Source organism: Agrobacterium sp. GW821-FHT14E08, from assembly GCF_058803865.1.
This window is the reverse complement of the sequence record NZ_JBXAPJ010000008.1, coordinates 152122-169446: the sequence shown is the minus strand read 5'-3', so window position 1 is coordinate 169446 and position 17325 is coordinate 152122. Positions and strand designations below refer to the sequence as shown.

At 54.5% G+C, this 17325-nt stretch carries 9 protein-coding genes, 1 pseudogene and 1 riboswitch; of the genes and pseudogenes, 3 read left to right on the top strand and 7 right to left on the bottom strand.

The window, feature by feature from the left end:
* The first annotated feature begins 494 nt into the window (after positions 1 to 494).
* Positions 495 to 1089, top strand: a pseudogene (locus AC1ROR_RS23255) (aldolase/citrate lyase family protein).
* Here the strand turns inward: AC1ROR_RS23255 and AC1ROR_RS23250 are convergent.
* The 4 genes from AC1ROR_RS23250 to AC1ROR_RS23235 all read right to left on the bottom strand — a co-directional run bounded on the left by AC1ROR_RS23250 (position 1083) and on the right by AC1ROR_RS23235 (position 5973).
* Entirely contained in the window at positions 1083 to 1757 is a 675-nt protein-coding gene (locus AC1ROR_RS23250; RefSeq protein WP_308400416.1) for a trimeric intracellular cation channel family protein, read from the bottom strand. The pseudogene AC1ROR_RS23255 and the gene AC1ROR_RS23250 sit on opposite strands and share 7 nt — an antisense overlap.
* A 15-nt stretch (positions 1758 to 1772) precedes the next feature.
* A complete protein-coding gene (locus AC1ROR_RS23245) occupies positions 1773 to 3509 on the bottom strand; it encodes a peptidoglycan D,D-transpeptidase FtsI family protein (RefSeq protein WP_498590885.1) in 1737 nt (578 codons plus the stop codon).
* Positions 3510 to 3666: 157 nt separating this feature from the next.
* Positions 3667 to 4518 (bottom strand): LysR family transcriptional regulator, encoded by an 852-nt coding sequence (locus AC1ROR_RS23240; RefSeq protein ID WP_498590884.1) that lies wholly within the window; start codon positions 4516 to 4518, stop codon positions 3667 to 3669.
* 440 nt (positions 4519 to 4958) lie between these two features.
* Positions 4959 to 5052, bottom strand: a riboswitch (glycine riboswitch).
* Positions 5053 to 5223: 171 nt separating this feature from the next.
* Positions 5224 to 5973, bottom strand: coding sequence for a L,D-transpeptidase (locus AC1ROR_RS23235; RefSeq protein ID WP_498590883.1), 750 nt, complete (start codon positions 5971 to 5973; stop codon positions 5224 to 5226).
* A gap of 664 nt (positions 5974 to 6637) precedes the next feature.
* Between AC1ROR_RS23235 and AC1ROR_RS23230 the strand changes: the two genes are divergently transcribed.
* Positions 6638 to 7600, top strand: a complete 963-nt coding sequence (locus tag AC1ROR_RS23230) for an EAL domain-containing protein (protein WP_498590882.1) — start codon at positions 6638 to 6640, stop codon at positions 7598 to 7600.
* 1842 nt (positions 7601 to 9442) lie between these two features.
* On the opposite strand, the gene AC1ROR_RS23225 is transcribed toward AC1ROR_RS23230, so the two are convergent.
* Positions 9443 to 10741 carry an MFS transporter gene (locus AC1ROR_RS23225; protein ID WP_142174896.1) on the bottom strand — a complete coding sequence of 433 codons (1299 nt, stop codon included), beginning with the start codon at positions 10739 to 10741 and terminating at the stop codon, positions 9443 to 9445.
* Positions 10742 to 11636: 895 nt separating this feature from the next.
* Positions 11637 to 12575, bottom strand: coding sequence for a GlxA family transcriptional regulator (locus AC1ROR_RS23220; protein ID WP_498590881.1), 939 nt, complete (start codon positions 12573 to 12575; stop codon positions 11637 to 11639).
* Positions 12576 to 12883: 308 nt separating this feature from the next.
* Between AC1ROR_RS23220 and AC1ROR_RS23215 the strand changes: the two genes are divergently transcribed.
* Positions 12884 to 13468: an N-acetylmuramoyl-L-alanine amidase family protein gene (locus AC1ROR_RS23215; RefSeq protein ID WP_498590880.1), complete on the top strand. Its 585-nt coding sequence runs from the start codon at positions 12884 to 12886 to the stop codon at positions 13466 to 13468.
* Between the two features lie 115 nt (positions 13469 to 13583).
* Here AC1ROR_RS23215 and AC1ROR_RS23210 read toward each other — a convergent pair whose 3' ends face one another.
* Positions 13584 to 16808: an autotransporter outer membrane beta-barrel domain-containing protein gene (locus AC1ROR_RS23210; protein ID WP_498590879.1), complete on the bottom strand. Its 3225-nt coding sequence runs from the start codon at positions 16806 to 16808 to the stop codon at positions 13584 to 13586.
* Positions 16809 to 17325: the final 517 nt, after the last annotated feature.

The window sequence follows — 17325 nt, the reverse complement described above, 5'->3', positions numbered from 1 at the left end:
GCGGGGTGGAGCAGCCCGGTAGCTCGTCAGGCTCATAACCTGAAGGCCGCAGGTTCAAATCCTGCCCCCGCAACCAATTCCTACGCTACAGTATCCTACAATACCCTAAAACTACGATCCAGCACGCTAAACAGCTACGATCGTCGGCGCTAAATCCCCTGTCGTAAAACATAAAATCCAAAATCATCGGGTGCAAAGCGGGATGCGAAAAGCTTACCTGTATGGTCAGTTGCTTCTGAGACTTTAAACTCCATACCGTTTATCCCCGAACATGCCTGGCTGCCACGCTCACGACGGCAGGCCGTTCGCTCGCTTTTACTGGGTGTTACAACTTTTCGGAGAGCATCGAGGGCAAGGGATGAAGATGAACCTTCGCCAATGTCGTGACGGTAAGTGGCGCGGACGAAGAGCCGGGAGTTCCGGCTCCGCGCGCTGGGTAGGGTCGCCGGACGACACGCCACATATGCCGAAAAAGAAGTAAGGGGGAGACTTCCATGAATGGAGCAAGGTTGCGCGCCCGTCTTGCGGCGGGTGAGGCTATCAGCATGTTCACGCCCCACCATACACATTCAGGTCTTTCCGCCCGGCTGGTGGAATTTAGCGCGGATGCAGTCTTCGTCGATTGCGAGCATGGCACATGGAGCTTCGAGGATGTGCGGGCAACAGGGCAGGTGGTACGCTCGGTGGGCGGTGCTGCCATCGTACGCCCGCATTCGCAAGAACGGCCGATCATCATCCGCTACCTGAACGCCGGTGCCGACGGGATCATGGTGCCCATGGTCAGCAATGCCGACGATGCTGACAGTCGAGGGGATAGGCGTGTTTTTCATCGGCCCCGGCGATCTCTCGCATGATATGGGGTATCCGCCCGCGCCGCCATTCGGCGAACCGCGCCCGGATGTGGTGATCGACAAGGTCGCCATCGCCGTTAAAAAAATTTGCGCAGCGGGAAAGATCGCCGGCACACTTGCAACGCTGGAGGAAATCCCGCGCTGGCGGGCCCGTGGAGTGCAGTTCTTTTACGTGCACTCCGATCCGTTTTTACGCCGCGGCCTTGCGGCGGTGAAAAATGCGCTCGCTCCTCAATGAGGGTCTTTCGTGTAAACGAATGTCGGTACACACCAGTTAAAGCGTATTGCAAGGAGCCGGAGCATCAACCCGAGGGCCATTGCGACGAGCGAGGATATCGCGTGGGAAACCCCCAGGAGGGGCACGATCAAGTAGATCAGGCTCGTAAAGACCGAGACGGTTGCATAGAGTTCCGAACGAAACAAGAGCGGTACTTCGTTGCACAGAATATCCCGAAGTACGCCGCCCAGACATCCAGTCAACACACCAGCCGCCACCACGACAACCAGCGGCAGGTTGAGGTTTGACGCAATCTGGCAGCCGATGACGGTAAAGACGACCAGTCCTATCGCATCAAGAAAAAGGAACATCTTGCGCAGGTGATACATATATCGGGCGATCGGGATCGTCGCCAGCGCAGATAATCCCGTCACGAGGAGATAGCTGGGATTTTCGACCCACGATAGCGGATAGTGGTTCAGAAAAACATCGCGCACGGTTCCACCGCCGAGGGCGGTAATGCATCCAAGCAGAAATACGCCGATCCAATCCATTTCGCGACGGCCGGCGGCGAGTGCGGCTGTCATGGCCTCTGCGACAATCGCAACGAAATAGAGAATATGGATAATGTTGCCCGTCGGGGAAAAGATCATCAAATAATCTGAAAATTCAGTATCTGCGAATGACATGGGTTCATCGCCTATTCAGTAGTTCATCAAAGGATATGCTTGCGGGTTCCCGAATGACGGTCGAACCCCGAGGAGTGGTGCGGCGCGCTCGATGATGTCGCGCACCATCGGCGCGGCATTGAAGGCCGCCAGGCGCCCGCCACGCTCACCGGAAAGCGGGGCGTCAATGATCGACAGCACCAAATAACGAGGGCGGTGCATGGGGAATGCCGCGAGGAATGTATTGAAGTTCAGGTTCTTCGCGTATTTGCCATCGATAACCTTTTCCGCTGTCCCGGTTTTCCCACCTACATCAAAACCGGCCACCTGGGCGTTTCGGCCCGAACCTTGGGTGCCGTTGTACCAGAACAGCTCGCGGACCTTTGCGCTGGTCGAGGCCTGCAGGACACGCCTGCCGGTGATTTGGTGACGCCTCCCACTGTCGGCGATGAAGGTCGGGTGCCGAAATATGCCACCGTTTACGAGGGCCGCCGCAGCCGCAGCCGTCTGTAACGGTGTCGTGGCCAGACCGTGACCGAAGGAAATCGTTGCGGAATTGATCTTTTTCCAGTTCCTTGGCGCTGCGGGCGAGGCAATTTCCGGTAACTCCGTCTGCATCTTTGACAACAAGCCCAGTCTGAAGAGAAATTGCTGGTGGCTTTCCAGGCCAACGAGATCAGCGACCTTTGCCGTGCCGATGTTTGATGAGTAGCGAAAGACTTCCCGGATTGTCAGCGGCCGTCCTCGTCCGTGAAAATCCCTGATGATGAAACCACCCATCTTCAGCGGGTGGGAGGCATCAACGACCGAGTTCAGATTGACGACGCCTGCATCAATCCCCATGGCAAGGGTGAACGCCTTGAAGGTCGAGCCCATTTCAACCGCTGAATTGCTCATGCGGTTGAACCATCCCTTTTCGTAGTCCCTGTCGATCGTGCCATCGGCAAGGCGCCGCGAAGGCTCATTCGGGTCATAGTCGGGGACGGACGCCATCGCGAGAACCTCGCCTGTGTCGACATCGATTACGACGGCACCTGCCGCTTCCGCCCGATAGTTCCTCAAGGCATCGCTAACGACGGTATGCACGATGCTCTGAACGCGCAAATCGATGGACAGCCGGACCGGTTCAAGCTGGGTGGGATCGGTAAGGCCAATTCCACGCAGGTCTGCCAGGCCTTGCCTGTCGAGATAGCGCTCAATGCCCGCCAGCCCCTGATTATCGATGTTGACATGCCCGACAATGTGAGATGCCACTGGCCCACCAGGATAAAACCGCCGCTTTTCGGGTCTGAATCCAATGCCCGGAATGCCAAGGCGCATGATCTCAGCTTCCTGGCGAGGCGTAAGCTGTCTCCTGATCCACTGAAAACCGGAGTCAGACGTTAGTTTTCTGTGCAGATCAGCCCAATCCAGGTCGGGAACAACAGAGGCGAGCTTTTCGATGGCCTCATTTGCATCAACAACGCGGCGAGGCTCTGCATAAAGCGAGATGAGATTGATATCCGTTGCGATAAGCTGGCCGTTGCGGTCCAGAATGTCGGGGCGGGAGGCGATTATATTGGGAGATCGTGGAATACTCGCCGTCGCGTCACTCTCGGAAAAATAGCCATATTGTAGAAGGCGGACTGCGATCGCGGCATAACCGATCGCAAATGCCACGATTAGCAGGCCCACCCGCTGACGATTTCGAGCGGATGTTTTTGCGCTGCGTTTTTTGGCAGGGAGAACAAGGTATCCGACGGCACCTCTCCTGTAACGAGCAATCAAAGACATGAAAATACTCCACGCTCAGGTATCGGGAATAGGGTGGGAATGCGGGCAGGTACAACCGGTCACGGCACGCGCGCAGGACAGACCCTGTCACGCGGCATTTTACACCGCGCCAAATCCCGGAAAATTCGGCAATGGCGCAGGCTTGATCTGCGCATAATCAGGAACACCACAAGGGCTTGAGGCTTTCACTGATGAAGTCCATGGCAACACGTATGCGTGGCGTGTCGCGCACGTCTTCGTGGATCACCAGCCAAACGTCGATCCTGACGCCGGGATCGAGTGGATCGAACCTCACAAGACCGTGTTCCGCGGCGAGGTAGGCGGGCAGCAGTGCCACCCCACAGCCGCCGGCGGCCGCGGCCGCCTGTATGCGCAGGTCGTTGCTGCACATGAACACCTCGTCGGCGGAAAGCCTCTCATCAAGCCAGCGATAGTGATCCGACTCCCGCATGGTATCATCGTAACTGATATAGAGAGGAGGGCCGTTTCTCGTCGGGTAGGCAGGGTCGGCATAGAGGAAATAGGGCAATTGTCCGAGGCGACGCGCAACCAGCGTGGCTTCGCTCGGCCGCTTCAGGCTGATGGCAATATCCGCCTCTCCCTTGGAGAGGGACATCGCTTCCATGGTACCGACAAGACGGAGGCTTACGTCAGGATGCTGAGATTGCAGCGCGGAGATTTGCGGTGCAATGAAGCTGTAGAGCAGCGATGGCGGCGCGGATACCACGACATCGCCTTCTATACCGTTCTGGCCGGACCCGGCGCAACGGCTCAGAGCAAATGCAGATCTGCTCATTTCCTCGGCGAAGTTCGCGACGTCGCGTCCCATAGCGGTCAGTACATATGATCTTGGCCTGCGATCAACGAGCTTCACGGAAAGCGAGGTTTCCAGCGATGTGATGCGCCGACTTACAGTCGTATGATCGACGCGTAGCGCCTTGGCGGTTGCCGTGATCGACCCGTGGTGAGCGAAGGCGGAGAAAAATCGCAAATCTTCCCAATCGACCATTTTAAATTTCCTGAATTAGGTAGTGTTCGTACAAGAACCGCGTAGCGGTATCATCGCGAGAAGGCGGGTCGTGAGGTGCTTGCGCCCCACCCGTCGAGCGCGTTGCCCGGTGAAACCGCTTGGAGTTGTTCAATTTTCCGGGGTGAAATGCCGCCGCTGAAGCTGGCTGACACGAACGCCGACGCACCGGAATGCGTCACGCCTGCCAGGGTCGTGTGCGGCAAATGCAATTGCCGCCACCGTCAATGAAAATGGTCTTGAAACTGCGTCAACGCAATCGACTGTCGATAGGGAAGGGTGACTTCCAGCCATAGGTGCTCCTTGCCCCGTTTTTGGGCTTTTGGCACCCCCTCTGTCATTGGCCTGAGAGATTCGCTCACCTTGTTTCGGCGAACTTACACCATCGGCGCGAGCATCAGCTCGCTTTTCAGAGTTTGTATGATCTTGCAGCGGTCCTTTTGCCTGAGAGTTTCCGGGGTGGTTGCTCCGTCGGCGCCGATGTCGGGAGATATCGGTCTCTCCCGCTGCTCGATATGTGTTGCCCCATGCCTCTGTCGCGAGGTTTGGCGCGCTGTGATCTGGCGTTTTCAAGACCGAAAGGCCCTAAATCCGCTAAACCGAACGACGCGAGATATGGTGCCATTTATGGCGTAAATTTGACCCGCAGCGCTTATTCTTAGTCATTGCGCGCTCAGATTGACGCTATCAGATGACCAAAAGCGGCGTCTTTCCCTTCACTCGGTCATAAAGATCGATCGCATCCTGCATCAACATCCTGACGCAACCCGAGGAAGAATTCTTACCTATGGTTCTCCAGCTCGGTGATCCATGAATACGATAGAGCGTATCCTTGCCGTTCTGGAAAATATACATGGCGCGCGCACCGAGAGGATTCCGGGGGCCGGGGGCCATTCCGCCTGCTTCAACACCGTAGGGCTTGAGTTCAGGATTACGGGCGATCATATCGTCCGGCGCCTTCCACCTTGGCCATTTCTGCTTCCATTGAACGACGGCGCGCCCTTTCCATGATCGGCCCTGAGTTCCAAGCCCGACGCCGTAACGTATGGCTCGGCCGCGGGGAAGAACCCAGTAGAGGAACCTTTCATTTGTATCTACGACAATGGAATAGGCAGGCTCTGCGGTGATGTATTCGACCTCCTGTCGGAGGTATTGCGGGTCAATGGCGCGGTAATTGACTGCTGGAACGTCAAAGCCGCCATCCGCCAGCGCAGCATAAATTTCGTCGTAAGCGAAACCGGTACCCGCAGGCTTTGGCCTGTTGTCCTTCGCCGGTTTTGGAGCTGTCGTCGTTTCATTTTTGTTTTCGGGCAGGGTAGCCGCGGCAACTTCGAGTTTCGTCTTGGGAACCTGCTCGCAACCTGTGGCCAGAAATGAGCTGATTGCCAAGGTGAGCAGCGATCTGCGAGACAAGTGAGAATTGATTTTCTGTTCCAAGGCTGTTCTGCTGTCGAATTCTAGGGGCTATGCCGGGATCGGGGCGGACAACCGGCAAAGCGCCACGGCCCGGATGTCTGCTGCGCGACAGAAACCATGAAATCTGCCCATTCGATACTGCGCAAATGCGCAGATTGGCCCTGCGCCATTCCCGGTAAGAACGGCTTCGGTGTATACTCTGGTCTATCTTGCAAACACGACTTTTTGCCCTCTTCCGATAACTTCCGGGTCGGTCATAAAATCCGTCCGGTAACCGGGGTTGCGTCCCACTTCTGACGCCAATTGATCAAACCTGCCGCGCTTTATACCAGCGTGTCATAGCGCAACGTCGCGGCCTTCATGACGTACATCTAGTCTAAAAACACGCGAGTTATCGCTCCATTTTCGAGCGAAATCGTTCTCGCCCGCCCGGAAAAACCAAGAACCGGCCAATACCTCCGTTGGAGCCCTTGATGCTCCAATAAGCTGTTTAGCCAAGCTGCCAAGCGCAGTAGCTTTGAGCACAAGCGGGTGCTTTGAGTACAGGACAGAAGTCCTCAATGGCGAAGTTAGCATTATCTTTGGCCAAATGTGTCGGTGACTCCGCATTGGTCTTAACGCGATGCCCCCTTAAACTCCAAAGCTCGAGAAGACGAACCTCCTGGCCATGGAGATCCGCAACTTAATGAGCGCAGACTTTTCTTACGGACAGTGGGAGGCAAAGATGCATAGACACTCGGATATCTCGAATATAGGGGTCGTTGAGATTGTTAAGTCAGCGATCGCTGATGGAAGGGCAAGTTTCAACGTCCAATCAGTTCATTCGGTCGAACCATTTGATGCTGTGTTCTATCGCGAATGCTTAGCAACGTTGCAGGGAACAGACGGCTGCCATTATGGCGCGGGTATATTTATTCCGACGCTTGAGGAGTTGGGATACTGCTCGTTGATTGACGAGAACGTGGTCCGCCTCGCCCTTGACGAGCTGGAAATCGATCCCTGTGCGGTCCTCGGCTGCAATATATCGGCCGATAATTTGCGCAGTCGCGAAACGTGGGACCTGATTGCCGGCCAGGTCCGGTCTCGTCCAACACTAGCGTCTCGATTAGTTCTCGAATTGACGGAGACGCGGCCACTACTCGATGTGACACGATCGGTAAACATGCTGAACGAGATGCGGGAGTTGGGATGCCGGATTGCGCTGGATGACTTTGGCGCAGGCTACGCATCTCCGCAACTACTCCGCTTGGTTGATTTTGATATCGTCAAAATCGATCGGTCGTTCTTGCAGCCCACAAGACGGTCTTGCTTGGACCTTGATGCTCTGGCGCATCTTATCAGCTTCGCGTCTTGCTACTCTCCTGTAGTTGTTATGGAAGGCGTCGAGACGATCGAAGACGCGCAATCAGCCGCATTGTGTGGTGCGACACACCTTCAAGGTTACGGAATCTCACTGCCGGTGCCAGTTAGCGCGAACAAAACTGGATTTAGGGGTAGTTACGCTACGCAAGCTGCAGATATCACGTGCCCAAATGTCGCCCCGGGCTCTGCCTCGAATGTTTACCGCGCACACCATGATGGCCATCTTAAATCGTGGCCCCCAAGAGAGAGCCGCCAAGCTCCCCTTCCTGTCACTGACTTTCCTTAAACTCAAGTTGAACTAGCTAACAAGAAAATCGCAGGTAACATTAATGATTCATGCCAGGAACATGAATACCGTACATGAGTCAATTCGTTCAACTGCGGCGGGCGCTGTGGTCTCCCCGGTCGGAAGTGTTGAACCAGAGACGCTCCGGGACCTTTCCGCATTCCGAGTGCGTCCAACATTTCGAGGTCCGACCGCGCTTTTTCGTGCCGACGCGGCAGGATTTTTGATTCAATATGCAGCTGCGTTTGTTTATCTTTTGGTAAGGAGCCCTACCGGCTGGTATCTGGCGGGCGCAATCGCATGAAACTAAGTGTTGATCAGGCTCACAGTAACACGCGGTCGAATCGGAATAGCCTTGTAATAACAGTCGAAAATCTGCGTCACATTGCGTTGTGCTATGGCGATGGGATTGCTGCTCGAGTGCTCTACACTGTATGCCGCAGAATAGAATCCATTTTGCCAGACTCATTCGGTGCCCTAACGATCGAGCCGTCAGGATTGCGTGTCCAGGGGTGGGGCTGGGACGGTGAGGTTGAACAGACACGAGTGCTTCCGGCTCTGTTGCTTCTTTGCGAGTCGCCCATTGATATTGGACAAACGAGAATCAGCGTGGCCGTTAGCGTAAATAAAACTCAATGTTTTCCCGCCCTCGACCACAAATATGGGGTTCCTGCTTGTTTCGAACAGTATAGATCAGACATGGAGATTGCTGTGGTGCTCTACGATGCTTTGAGCAGTAGCCGCGTCGACTTGATGGAGTACCCGTTGAATGCGGTAGAGAGTAACGCCCGATGCCCGTACCACAGGATCCAGTTAAAGAGCATCCGATGTGGTACAAGGGTGATAGCAACAGAGAATATTCCGAGTGTCTTGGAGCGATTGCGCCTAACGCGTGCCTACGACCGATACTTGGTCCATGCGACAATAGATCGTCTGAAAACTCGTCCAGATACGAAGCTCGGTTGTGAAGTGTCAGCCTTGTCTGCTGTTGATGATATCTGGTGGACTTCGGTTCGGGACGAGCTGATCCGAAGTCCATCTATTGCAGGACGCTTGGTCATCGAGATCAGGGAAGCGAGCGATCCGGAAAGCCGGCTACAGAGGACTGGCTTCATCCTTGCCATGCAAAAACTCGGCTGCGGCGTGAGTTTCTCGGGCTACGGTAGTGGAACGGCGCGCCAAAGATGACAATGGCCTTTGCGGTTATCTAAACTATCGACCGGTTGTCTCTTCTCTGTTGATCCTCGGCCTCGTATCTTCCTGCGCCCGCAGACCGGGCGCAGATTTCTCGCCGCCCGTGACTACGACTGCGAGTGGTGCGGTCACCGTGACCGCTTTTGTGGCAAGCACGGCCGTGCGGCTCTTCCGAATTCCTTGCGCTCGCAATGATAAGTAAGTGCTTCAAAAAGCTTTGCGCGGTCGGATTAAATGCGCGTGCGTTTTGCGTGGAATGAAGTGCCTGCTCCGCTGCCTTCGGCGACCACATTCTCTATCATTCCTCGGGCTGCTCACATCACGACCGAATAGGAAGGTGTCGATCCAACGAGAATCTGGGCTCGGCTGACGCGCGGCTTGCGGTCTGCCCCTGGCAAATAGAAGGGGGAGTGCCTGTGAAAGACTTTTCTGCATTCAAGACAATCTCCTCCATGGTCGGCAAGACACCTCTACTACCGCTCCGTGGGAGACTGGCGGCTGTCGGCCAAAGCGTCAGTCGCCTTATAGGCCGATATCCAGTCGATCCCGGGGCGAGCGACCAACTTGTCACCCTTCCCGGGAACACATCCCTTTATCTACTGCGCACCTTTTCGATATGAGCCAATCGTTGGGAAAAAAGCAGAAACGTCATCGCGTCACCATTGGCCCCTCAACACTTTTCATGTCGGTCTTTACAAGCAGGAAATATGCTAGTGCAGCAAGGATGGAGATTACTGCAGCGGCAACCAACGCGTTGACGTAAGAATCGGCATGTTCGACCATGAAGCCTGTAACGATTGGCGCAAACGATCCTGCGAAATAACCTCCGAAGTTCATGATGCTTCCGAGAGAGCCAACCTGGCGCTTCGAAACGGCAATAGTGATCATCATCCACGAAGCAGCACTGGCCAAATTTATGAAGAACATTGCGAGGCAGATATAGGCGACAGCCATTGTCGCGTTCGGCGTAAATGCGGCCGGTAGCGTGAAAAATGCACCTCCGAGCAGGCCTACGCAGACCGGCCACTTTCGGCTCGAAATGGCAGACATCCCGCGTCGCATCAACATGTCAACGACCTGCCCTGAAACGAGCATTCCGGCGGTTCCAAAGAGATAAGGTATAGCAACGACCCATCCAGTATTCTCGACCGTAAAGCCACGAGAATGTTCAAGATAACTGGGGAGCCAGGTCAAATAGAGCCAGACCATGTAGACGACGCCCATGAAGCCTAGAATAATTCCCCACGCGGTACGGTGCGCGAATAGCGATTTCCACTCTTTAACTGTCAGTGGTTGATCGGTCTGCTTGTCCGATCCCTCGTCAATGAAGGCTGCTTCGGCTGGCGTAAGTGCCACTTCATTGCGATTCCGATACATTAAATACCATCCGGCCGCGACGATAATTCCAAGAGCCCCAGTAATGATGAACATCCAGCGCCAACCAAATGCGACCATCATCGCCGTTAGCAAAGGGGGTGCAATGCAGGGTCCAATGCAGGACGAGGCAACAATCATACCTGTTGGCTTTCCTCGCTCACCAATATTGAACCATTCACTGACCACCTTAGCGCCAGCTGGAAATTGTGGAGCTTCGCCAACACCGAGTACTGCTCGTGCGACAATCAATTGCGTGGCGTTGTTGACCAACCCACAGAGGATTTGCGCCACCGACCAGAACAACATTCCAGCGCCCAGCATGATGCGGGACCCTAACTTGTCCAGAAGTGCACCTGTCGGAAGCTGCGCGAATGCGTATGCGAGTGAAAAGGCAGACAGCACCATACCCATCTCACTCGGAGAGAGTGCCATTTCGTTTCTAATAGCGGTGTTGGCAATCGAAAGCGCACTGCGATCGACATAATTGATGATGCCGGCCGTCATCAAAAAGCCAACAGCAATCCATTGTACACGGCGTAACCGCGCACTTTTTGGTTTTTCAATTGTCATTGATCCTCCCGAACTCCTCACTCATGATTGCGTTACGTATCGATCAGGGGGCGATCGCGGCTTTGCCATTCATCTCAGCGTCACAGACCAATGCCTTGCGTAATATGCCAGTCCGTTGGATAAGCGATTTAGTCGCTAAGGATCGCTGACTTTCGCCGCGCGACGGTGTCGATGTTTGTTGAACAACGCAACCTGCTCCGATCATCTGCAGATTTACACTCCCGTTAACTCGTCTTGCGAGGCTGTTGCTCGGTCCGATTTGGCCAAAAACACGTCTTTAATTGCCTCGCGCAAACAATGCACCGCTGCCCGACAAGCTTCCTATGCTTCTTCATCTGCGCGTTCGATTTCTCAGGTCGCAAAAGAAGGAGCCGCCATTGTAAAGGGAGCCATCTCGGTGGGACGAGGCTTCTCGTGCCGTTGTAAGGAGACCCAGTTCTAGGATTACTAGCTCATGCAAAGGGGCGCGGCAGTTTGGTAATTTGCAAATGACCGAAGAATCGGTGCACCGAGCTCAAGGCGCCGGTGGATTACGTTCCCGAATAGATTACTTGCCGCTCGCACGTCCAACTCGCGGCTTGGTGTCCGAGGAAGAGGCTAATTTCATCCCAGTCGATTAAAATGCAGCCTGAGGACAATCTTTCGTATAAGCCGAATATCGTTCGTACTCGCCACTTTGGCGGCACCTTTGGCGCACCCAGCTTGGTAATTTTTCCTACGCGATAGTCGCCGAAGATATCTGGGTGGCATTTGCCACGAGCATCATGCGTGGGTGTAAGGACCAAGTGCACGTTCACATACGAACATTACGTACCGGTGTAATGAGACCCTTTGAGATCGCACCTTCCGTACAATGTAAGAATGTGCCGCCGGTTAATACGAATGCTTGAGACCCCTAGCTTTTACGATTGAACCGTTCCCGGTAGTCTGCCGGTGAGACCCGAAGTCGCCGTTGGAATACCCGACGCATATTGTCCGCACTTCCAAAACCAGAATTGTAAGCAATTGCCTTCAAAGGCTGACAGGTTCCTTCCAGTAGATGCCTTGCGGTGTCTAGCCGGGCCCGCTCTACGAATACGCGGGGGGTCACACCTGTCACGCGTGTGAAGTGACGCGAGAAGCTTCGCGAACTCATTCCGGCGATGGCCGCGAGTTTGCTCAGGTTGTAGTCGTCGCCCGCATTCTCCAACACATGTGCTTTCACGCGAAAAATGGACATATCGCCATCGGGTGGTGCACTCAGTTGGGGCAGATACTGCGTATGTTCCGCTCGGCGTTTGGCCACCACTACCAGTTGCTGCGCGATACGTAGCGATAGTTCGGCGCCGTGATGGTCAGCTACAAGCGTCAATGCGAGGTTGATTGCCGCGGTTACTCCAGCTGACGTAATGAGAGTGCCGCTTCGCATAACGATGCGGTCAGCTTCAACTCGGCTGGAAGGAAAGCGCGCGCCAAGTTCCTGGGCCGATTCCCAGTGCGTTGTCACGGTGTGGCCGTCTAACAAACCAGCATCACCCAGTGCAAAAGCACCAGTGCAGATGGAGCCATAAATATTCGCTCGCCCGCAAACCTCCCGCAACCAAGCGCAAAGCGTAGGATCGTGAGTGTACGTAGGTGAGCTTGCAACAAGAACGACATCATAGTTACCGATGGCCTCTTCACAGCAGAGATCGGGAAGGACGTGCGACCCGTTACACAGTCGAACGGGCCCGGGCTGGGCCGACACGAGCAAAAACCGATATCCGTCTTGTACCTCAAGCAACGCGTTGGCTGCTGCAAACACATCCATCGGTCCAGCCAAGTCTAATGCGGTGGCATCTGGACTAAAGGCCATAATAACGGTCCGTTGAGCGCACATCAGACTTCACCTCCGTCGGCGAAGCCGATTCGACCGCGCTCACGGCCAAAAGCGTCGGGAAAAGTATCAAAAGCTGCACAGACGGCGTCCCGGCAAATGGGTACGTTCAGGTCATTCGGTGCTAGCTTTAGGTTTACTTGTATAAAGTAAGCCCGCACCGAAGCGTGGAGTTGGCCGACGTTATTAAATAACATAACATGAGAGGCCAAATTTTGAGACTTGGAGCTAGGCATTGAAATAATCTTCTTGCGCAAAGTTGTCCGGGCCTTTCCGATCAAGTGTCCATGAGCGCAAATTTCCCTCACCACCTTAAGGCTGGCTTAAGGCTACCATTGAACCACAATCTTTGCCGCCACCAACGCGTGACGCTGGCGCAAACGATGCGAGCGCATCTGCTCTTCTCGCTGCATGCTGATGCTTTAAATAACCGATGGGTGAGGGGTGCGAGCGTCTATAGGCTATCTCCCAAATCTTCGGACGCGCAGGCGGAGGAACTCGCTACTAATAATAATCTGGTCGTTTCCGCGGGCTCCAGTGATACCCACGAACTTCCCCTTGGCGTGAGCGCGATCATGGAAGATCTGATTTTCCGGGAGAAACAGGTTTTCTCTTTCGAAATTCAGCGCTCGATGGTCACAGCGCTTGGGCGCCGCGTGCCGCTCCTGAAGAACCCGGGGCGCCACGGAAATTTTCTATTACTGCGCACAGGAAGTATTCCAAGCATACTTTTGGAAATGGGTTTTCGTTCAAACCTAGAGGATGAGGCTCTGCTTAATGACAATGACTATCAGCACAAAATCGTACTTGGATCAGTGGAGGCTATAATCGTCTGTGTGCATCGATTCGCTGCCGTTGGATCCACCCAGTAAGTACTTTGGGCGACCGGGCGGGGCCTCCAGCGAGGATAAATCTCATGCTCCTCGCCGCTGACCTTTTTCCGCCCCGTCATGGTCGCAGTCCCACCTCCGACTGTTCAATATCGGCTTAGAATTTCACACTAAACTTCGCATTGACGCCGTTGTTGATTGTACCCGATCCGAACTGTCCGTTGTAGGAGACGCCCAGTTTTGCGGATTTGGTAAAGTGAATATCGAAGCCTGCCTCGATCAGAGCGACGTCCCTGGCAATCGGCGCCCCTGAAACAGTGAACGTCTCGGATCCGACAAAGCTTGCTGTCGACGTGGGGGTGACGTCGCCATAGCTATGCCGCCAGCCGATATCGCCGCGCGCCGTTACTAACGTCTCACCGATGTCGAGTTCGGTCGCGGCACGTAAACCAATAGTGGTGAACCAGGTGTTCAACGTTGCTGAGGTTACCGACAACGATGCCGCGGTACGACCGGCTTCACCAAACTCGTCGCTGTTGAAATGCACAAAACCGGCATTAGCATAGGGTTCGAAAATGGTGCGATCCATGTTCAACTCATACCCCACCTCTCCGAAGAGCTGCAGTGTAGAGGCGTCATACTCACTGGAAAGGCTATCGGAGAAGCCAGGAAAAGCGACGTTACGGTTCATCGAAAGATCGTGCCATATGTGTGCCAATCCGGACCGGAAATTGAGCGCGGAACCTTCAGACAGCGTCCACTGCGACGCCGCGTAAGTTCCGAGCGTGTAGTTCTTGCTGTCTCCCGACGACGAGCGTTGGTTCACATCAAAGCTCGAGTGGCCGTATCCCGCCATGATACCCACACGCCATGTATCGAAGAGGTCTACATCAATCCCGCTAGCGAAACCGCCGATCGAAGAACTTACGTCTCCGAATAGACTGTTGCCATCGTAGCTTCCCCAGGAACCATATGAGGTGGTCCATGCAAAATAGGGATGGGATTCCTGAGCTGGAGCGGTTGCACTCTGACCAAACGCCTGCTGCATGCGACCGTTCATGGCGCCCCGGACGAAATGGGACTGATCCACCAGAGCGCCGGCGGCTGTGGCATAGGCCTCACCGGAAAGGCGATCGAAACTTGCCCGAGCTTCGTCCGCATTCAACATCAGGAGATCATTATAGAGTGCAAGGGAAGAACCGGACTGGGCCAATCCAGCCAGACCTCTCGCTGTGGCAAGCTGGTTCGATGTCTCCGCGACGGTCGAGAAGAGATAACCAGGGTCGCTTGCAAGGGCTATTTTGAGATCGACACTTTTGGGAGCGTAAACCAATCCGGCATTCAAAAATGCCGAACTCGACAGGATGTTGGAAAACACGCCATTGACACCGCCTTCTGCGTTCAGAATACGATAGCTCCGCTCGGTCTGGTAACTGGTATTGGCATCGACAGAAACAATGCGGATATTGCTACCGGCGAGATCGGCTTTACCTGTCACGTTGACCAGATCGGAGCGACCGTCGCTTGCAATTTCCGTTTCGAAGTTGGAACCGGGAGCCATCTTCAGATCACCGTCGATGGTCAGTGTTCCGATTGAGTTGCCTGCGGCAAGCGTGCCCCCAGACAAAATACTGGTCAGCGACCCGGTACCCGAACCAACAATCCCCGAACCACCCAGTCTTGCCCCTTCCAGCACGCTCAGGTTACCGCCGAGCGCTCCGCCTGAGCCCGGCTTTCCGACGAGCAGAGCTCCATTCCTGACGGTCGTTTGGCCCGCAAAGTCAGAACTGTCACCGGTCAGAAGAATTGATCCAGAACCGGCCTGAATAATCTCCCCGGTCCCGCTAATGGAATTTGCCGATGTCACATCGTCGGATCGATCGAAAACCAGTATCGCCTCGTTATTTATATCTCCCAAAGTACTGCCGGAGGTGCCGCCATCGCCGAGCTTAAGCGTACCAGCCTCAACCGTCGTACCGCCAGAAAACGTGTTCGTGCCCGTCAATGTAAGCGTGCCGGCGCCAACCTTGCGAAGGCCGTGCAGAGCCTTGGACGACGCTTTCGCCTCCTGAACATTTGGCGGGAGAAGCTTGTCAACGTAATTTTGTGAAAACCCGTCCTGGATTACTCCAGAAATAACGTCACTTTTTGCAGCATTGCCGACGATCAAGCCTGAAGTGCCGAGGAAAACATAACCTGCTCCCGAAACAGAGCCAATCTCTATGGGGGTTGCCCTGCCTACACCGGCCTGAAGTATCCCGCCACTTTTGTTGGTGATGCTCGCAGATCTACCCTGGGCCTCTTGGTCGAACACGACAAGTCCTTGATCCCCGTTGGTAAGCGTCGCGCTGCGCAGTTCGGCTCTCCCGTTCAAACCGACCATTCCGCTGTTGTCTAGCTTTGCAGCTCCCGCATTGGCATTCTCTGTGAGAACAATCACACTGTCTTTGCCGACTGTGAGAGACGCAGTTCCAAGCGTCGCGTCGTCTTCAACAGCTAAAAGACCACCACTAACATCGATTATCGCGGCACCTGCAGAAGCTCTTTGGGTGAAGTCGATATAGCCTTTGTTTGACACCGTGATCGTTGAATGAGCGGCCGTTGCATCCTCCGCGAACTGAGCAATGAGCCGGTTTACGGCAATTTCACTATTAGCGGCTGAGGCATGGTGGCGAAACAGGATCTGACGCTTTATCTCGGTTGAGGTACCAGACGTTACTCTTTGAAAGTAATCAAAATAGGTCGGAGCCTCCTGTCCCGTTGGTAGGGTTCGAATCCGAAGATTAGTTGCGGCTGAATCATTCATAAAGGCGACAAGGCCCCCTGTTGTCACGGTGATTTGCTCTTCCAGTTTTAGCGAAGACGACTTGCCAGCGAAGGCAAATTGTCCGCCATCCTGGACAGTAATATTTTTGGCAGTAAGTGCTGGGTCGGATGTGCCGGCGAAAACAAAAACGGCCCCTTTTCCAATAGTGATCGATTTTGCTGCTGCGCCTGAATACTCCGATCCCACCGTATGACCTTCTATCAAGGCATCCGTCCCCGAATCCGGCACCTTGCGGGTGCTCCAATTCGCGGGGTCACTCCACCAAGAACTGGGACCTACGTATTTCGCCTCCTGTGGATATGCGGGCACGCTGATCGCAATGAGCGTAGTTGTGCTAAGCAAGAGCGTATAAATCGACTTACAAGCTGACATTCTCTTCACTGGCGGTTTCCCTTTCATCACAGGACAGATATTTGATCCGATGTGTCCTGCGTCCCGATCCTCGTAAGGTCGAGATTCTCTAGGTTGACAGAAATCTTGATAATCGCTGTGGTGCTCGTAGAGCGCGCGGTTGCGACCCGCAATTCGCTCGATACTGCGCTTCTCGCCAAACATACGTGCTTATGAGCCAGCAATATCTTTCAGGAGATTCTGAAGAGAACTATCTCAAATAGCCCTGTTCCATGCCTCACGCGCTGAGTGGAGTGTGTCGCCTTTAGCGAGTGTGACCGATCGATCGACGATGCCGGTTCCTAGCGGCCACACTTCTTTGGGAACGGACGGAAGGGGATCCAAAAGTGAGTTTTTTAAATTTGGATCTGTTCGCCTACCCTCTTTCACGATCAAACCTTGTTGGTGAAAGAGATAGCCAGGGTTGCACGAGTCCCACGGCAGCTTGACAACAGACTGGGACGGCGAGTGCGAGAGTTCTTATGAGGGAGAGCAGAGAAATCTGCCGGAGGTCCTCGTAATAAAGAGATCACGCGTTTGCTCTTGGCAGCACCGTCTAGCGGAGACAAAACGCCGAGCCGTTGCACTCCAAAAACTCGCCTGCGAAAAAAGAAAGCGTGCCGCTTACGGATCGGTACATCCAGGCATAAGGCAGCGATTGATGGAGAGATCAGGGTCATAA

Excerpts from the sequence above, each read along its gene's own strand:
- AC1ROR_RS23250 (WP_308400416.1), bottom strand. The coding sequence starts at position 1,757 with ATGTCATTCGCAGATACTGAATTTTCAGATTATTTGATGATCTTTTCC.
- AC1ROR_RS23245 (WP_498590885.1), bottom strand. The coding sequence starts at position 3,509 with ATGTCTTTGATTGCTCGTTACAGGAGAGGTGCCGTCGGATACCTTGTT.
- AC1ROR_RS23240 (WP_498590884.1), bottom strand. The coding sequence starts at position 4,518 with ATGGTCGATTGGGAAGATTTGCGATTTTTCTCCGCCTTCGCTCACCAC.
- AC1ROR_RS23230 (WP_498590882.1), top strand. The coding sequence starts at position 6,638 with ATGAGCGCAGACTTTTCTTACGGACAGTGGGAGGCAAAGATGCATAGA.
- AC1ROR_RS23225 (WP_142174896.1), bottom strand. The coding sequence starts at position 10,741 with ATGACAATTGAAAAACCAAAAAGTGCGCGGTTACGCCGTGTACAATGG.
- AC1ROR_RS23220 (WP_498590881.1), bottom strand. The coding sequence starts at position 12,575 with ATGGCCTTTAGTCCAGATGCCACCGCATTAGACTTGGCTGGACCGATG.
- AC1ROR_RS23215 (WP_498590880.1), top strand. The coding sequence starts at position 12,884 with ATGAGCGCAAATTTCCCTCACCACCTTAAGGCTGGCTTAAGGCTACCA.
- AC1ROR_RS23210 (WP_498590879.1), bottom strand. The coding sequence starts at position 16,808 with ATGTTTGGCGAGAAGCGCAGTATCGAGCGAATTGCGGGTCGCAACCGC.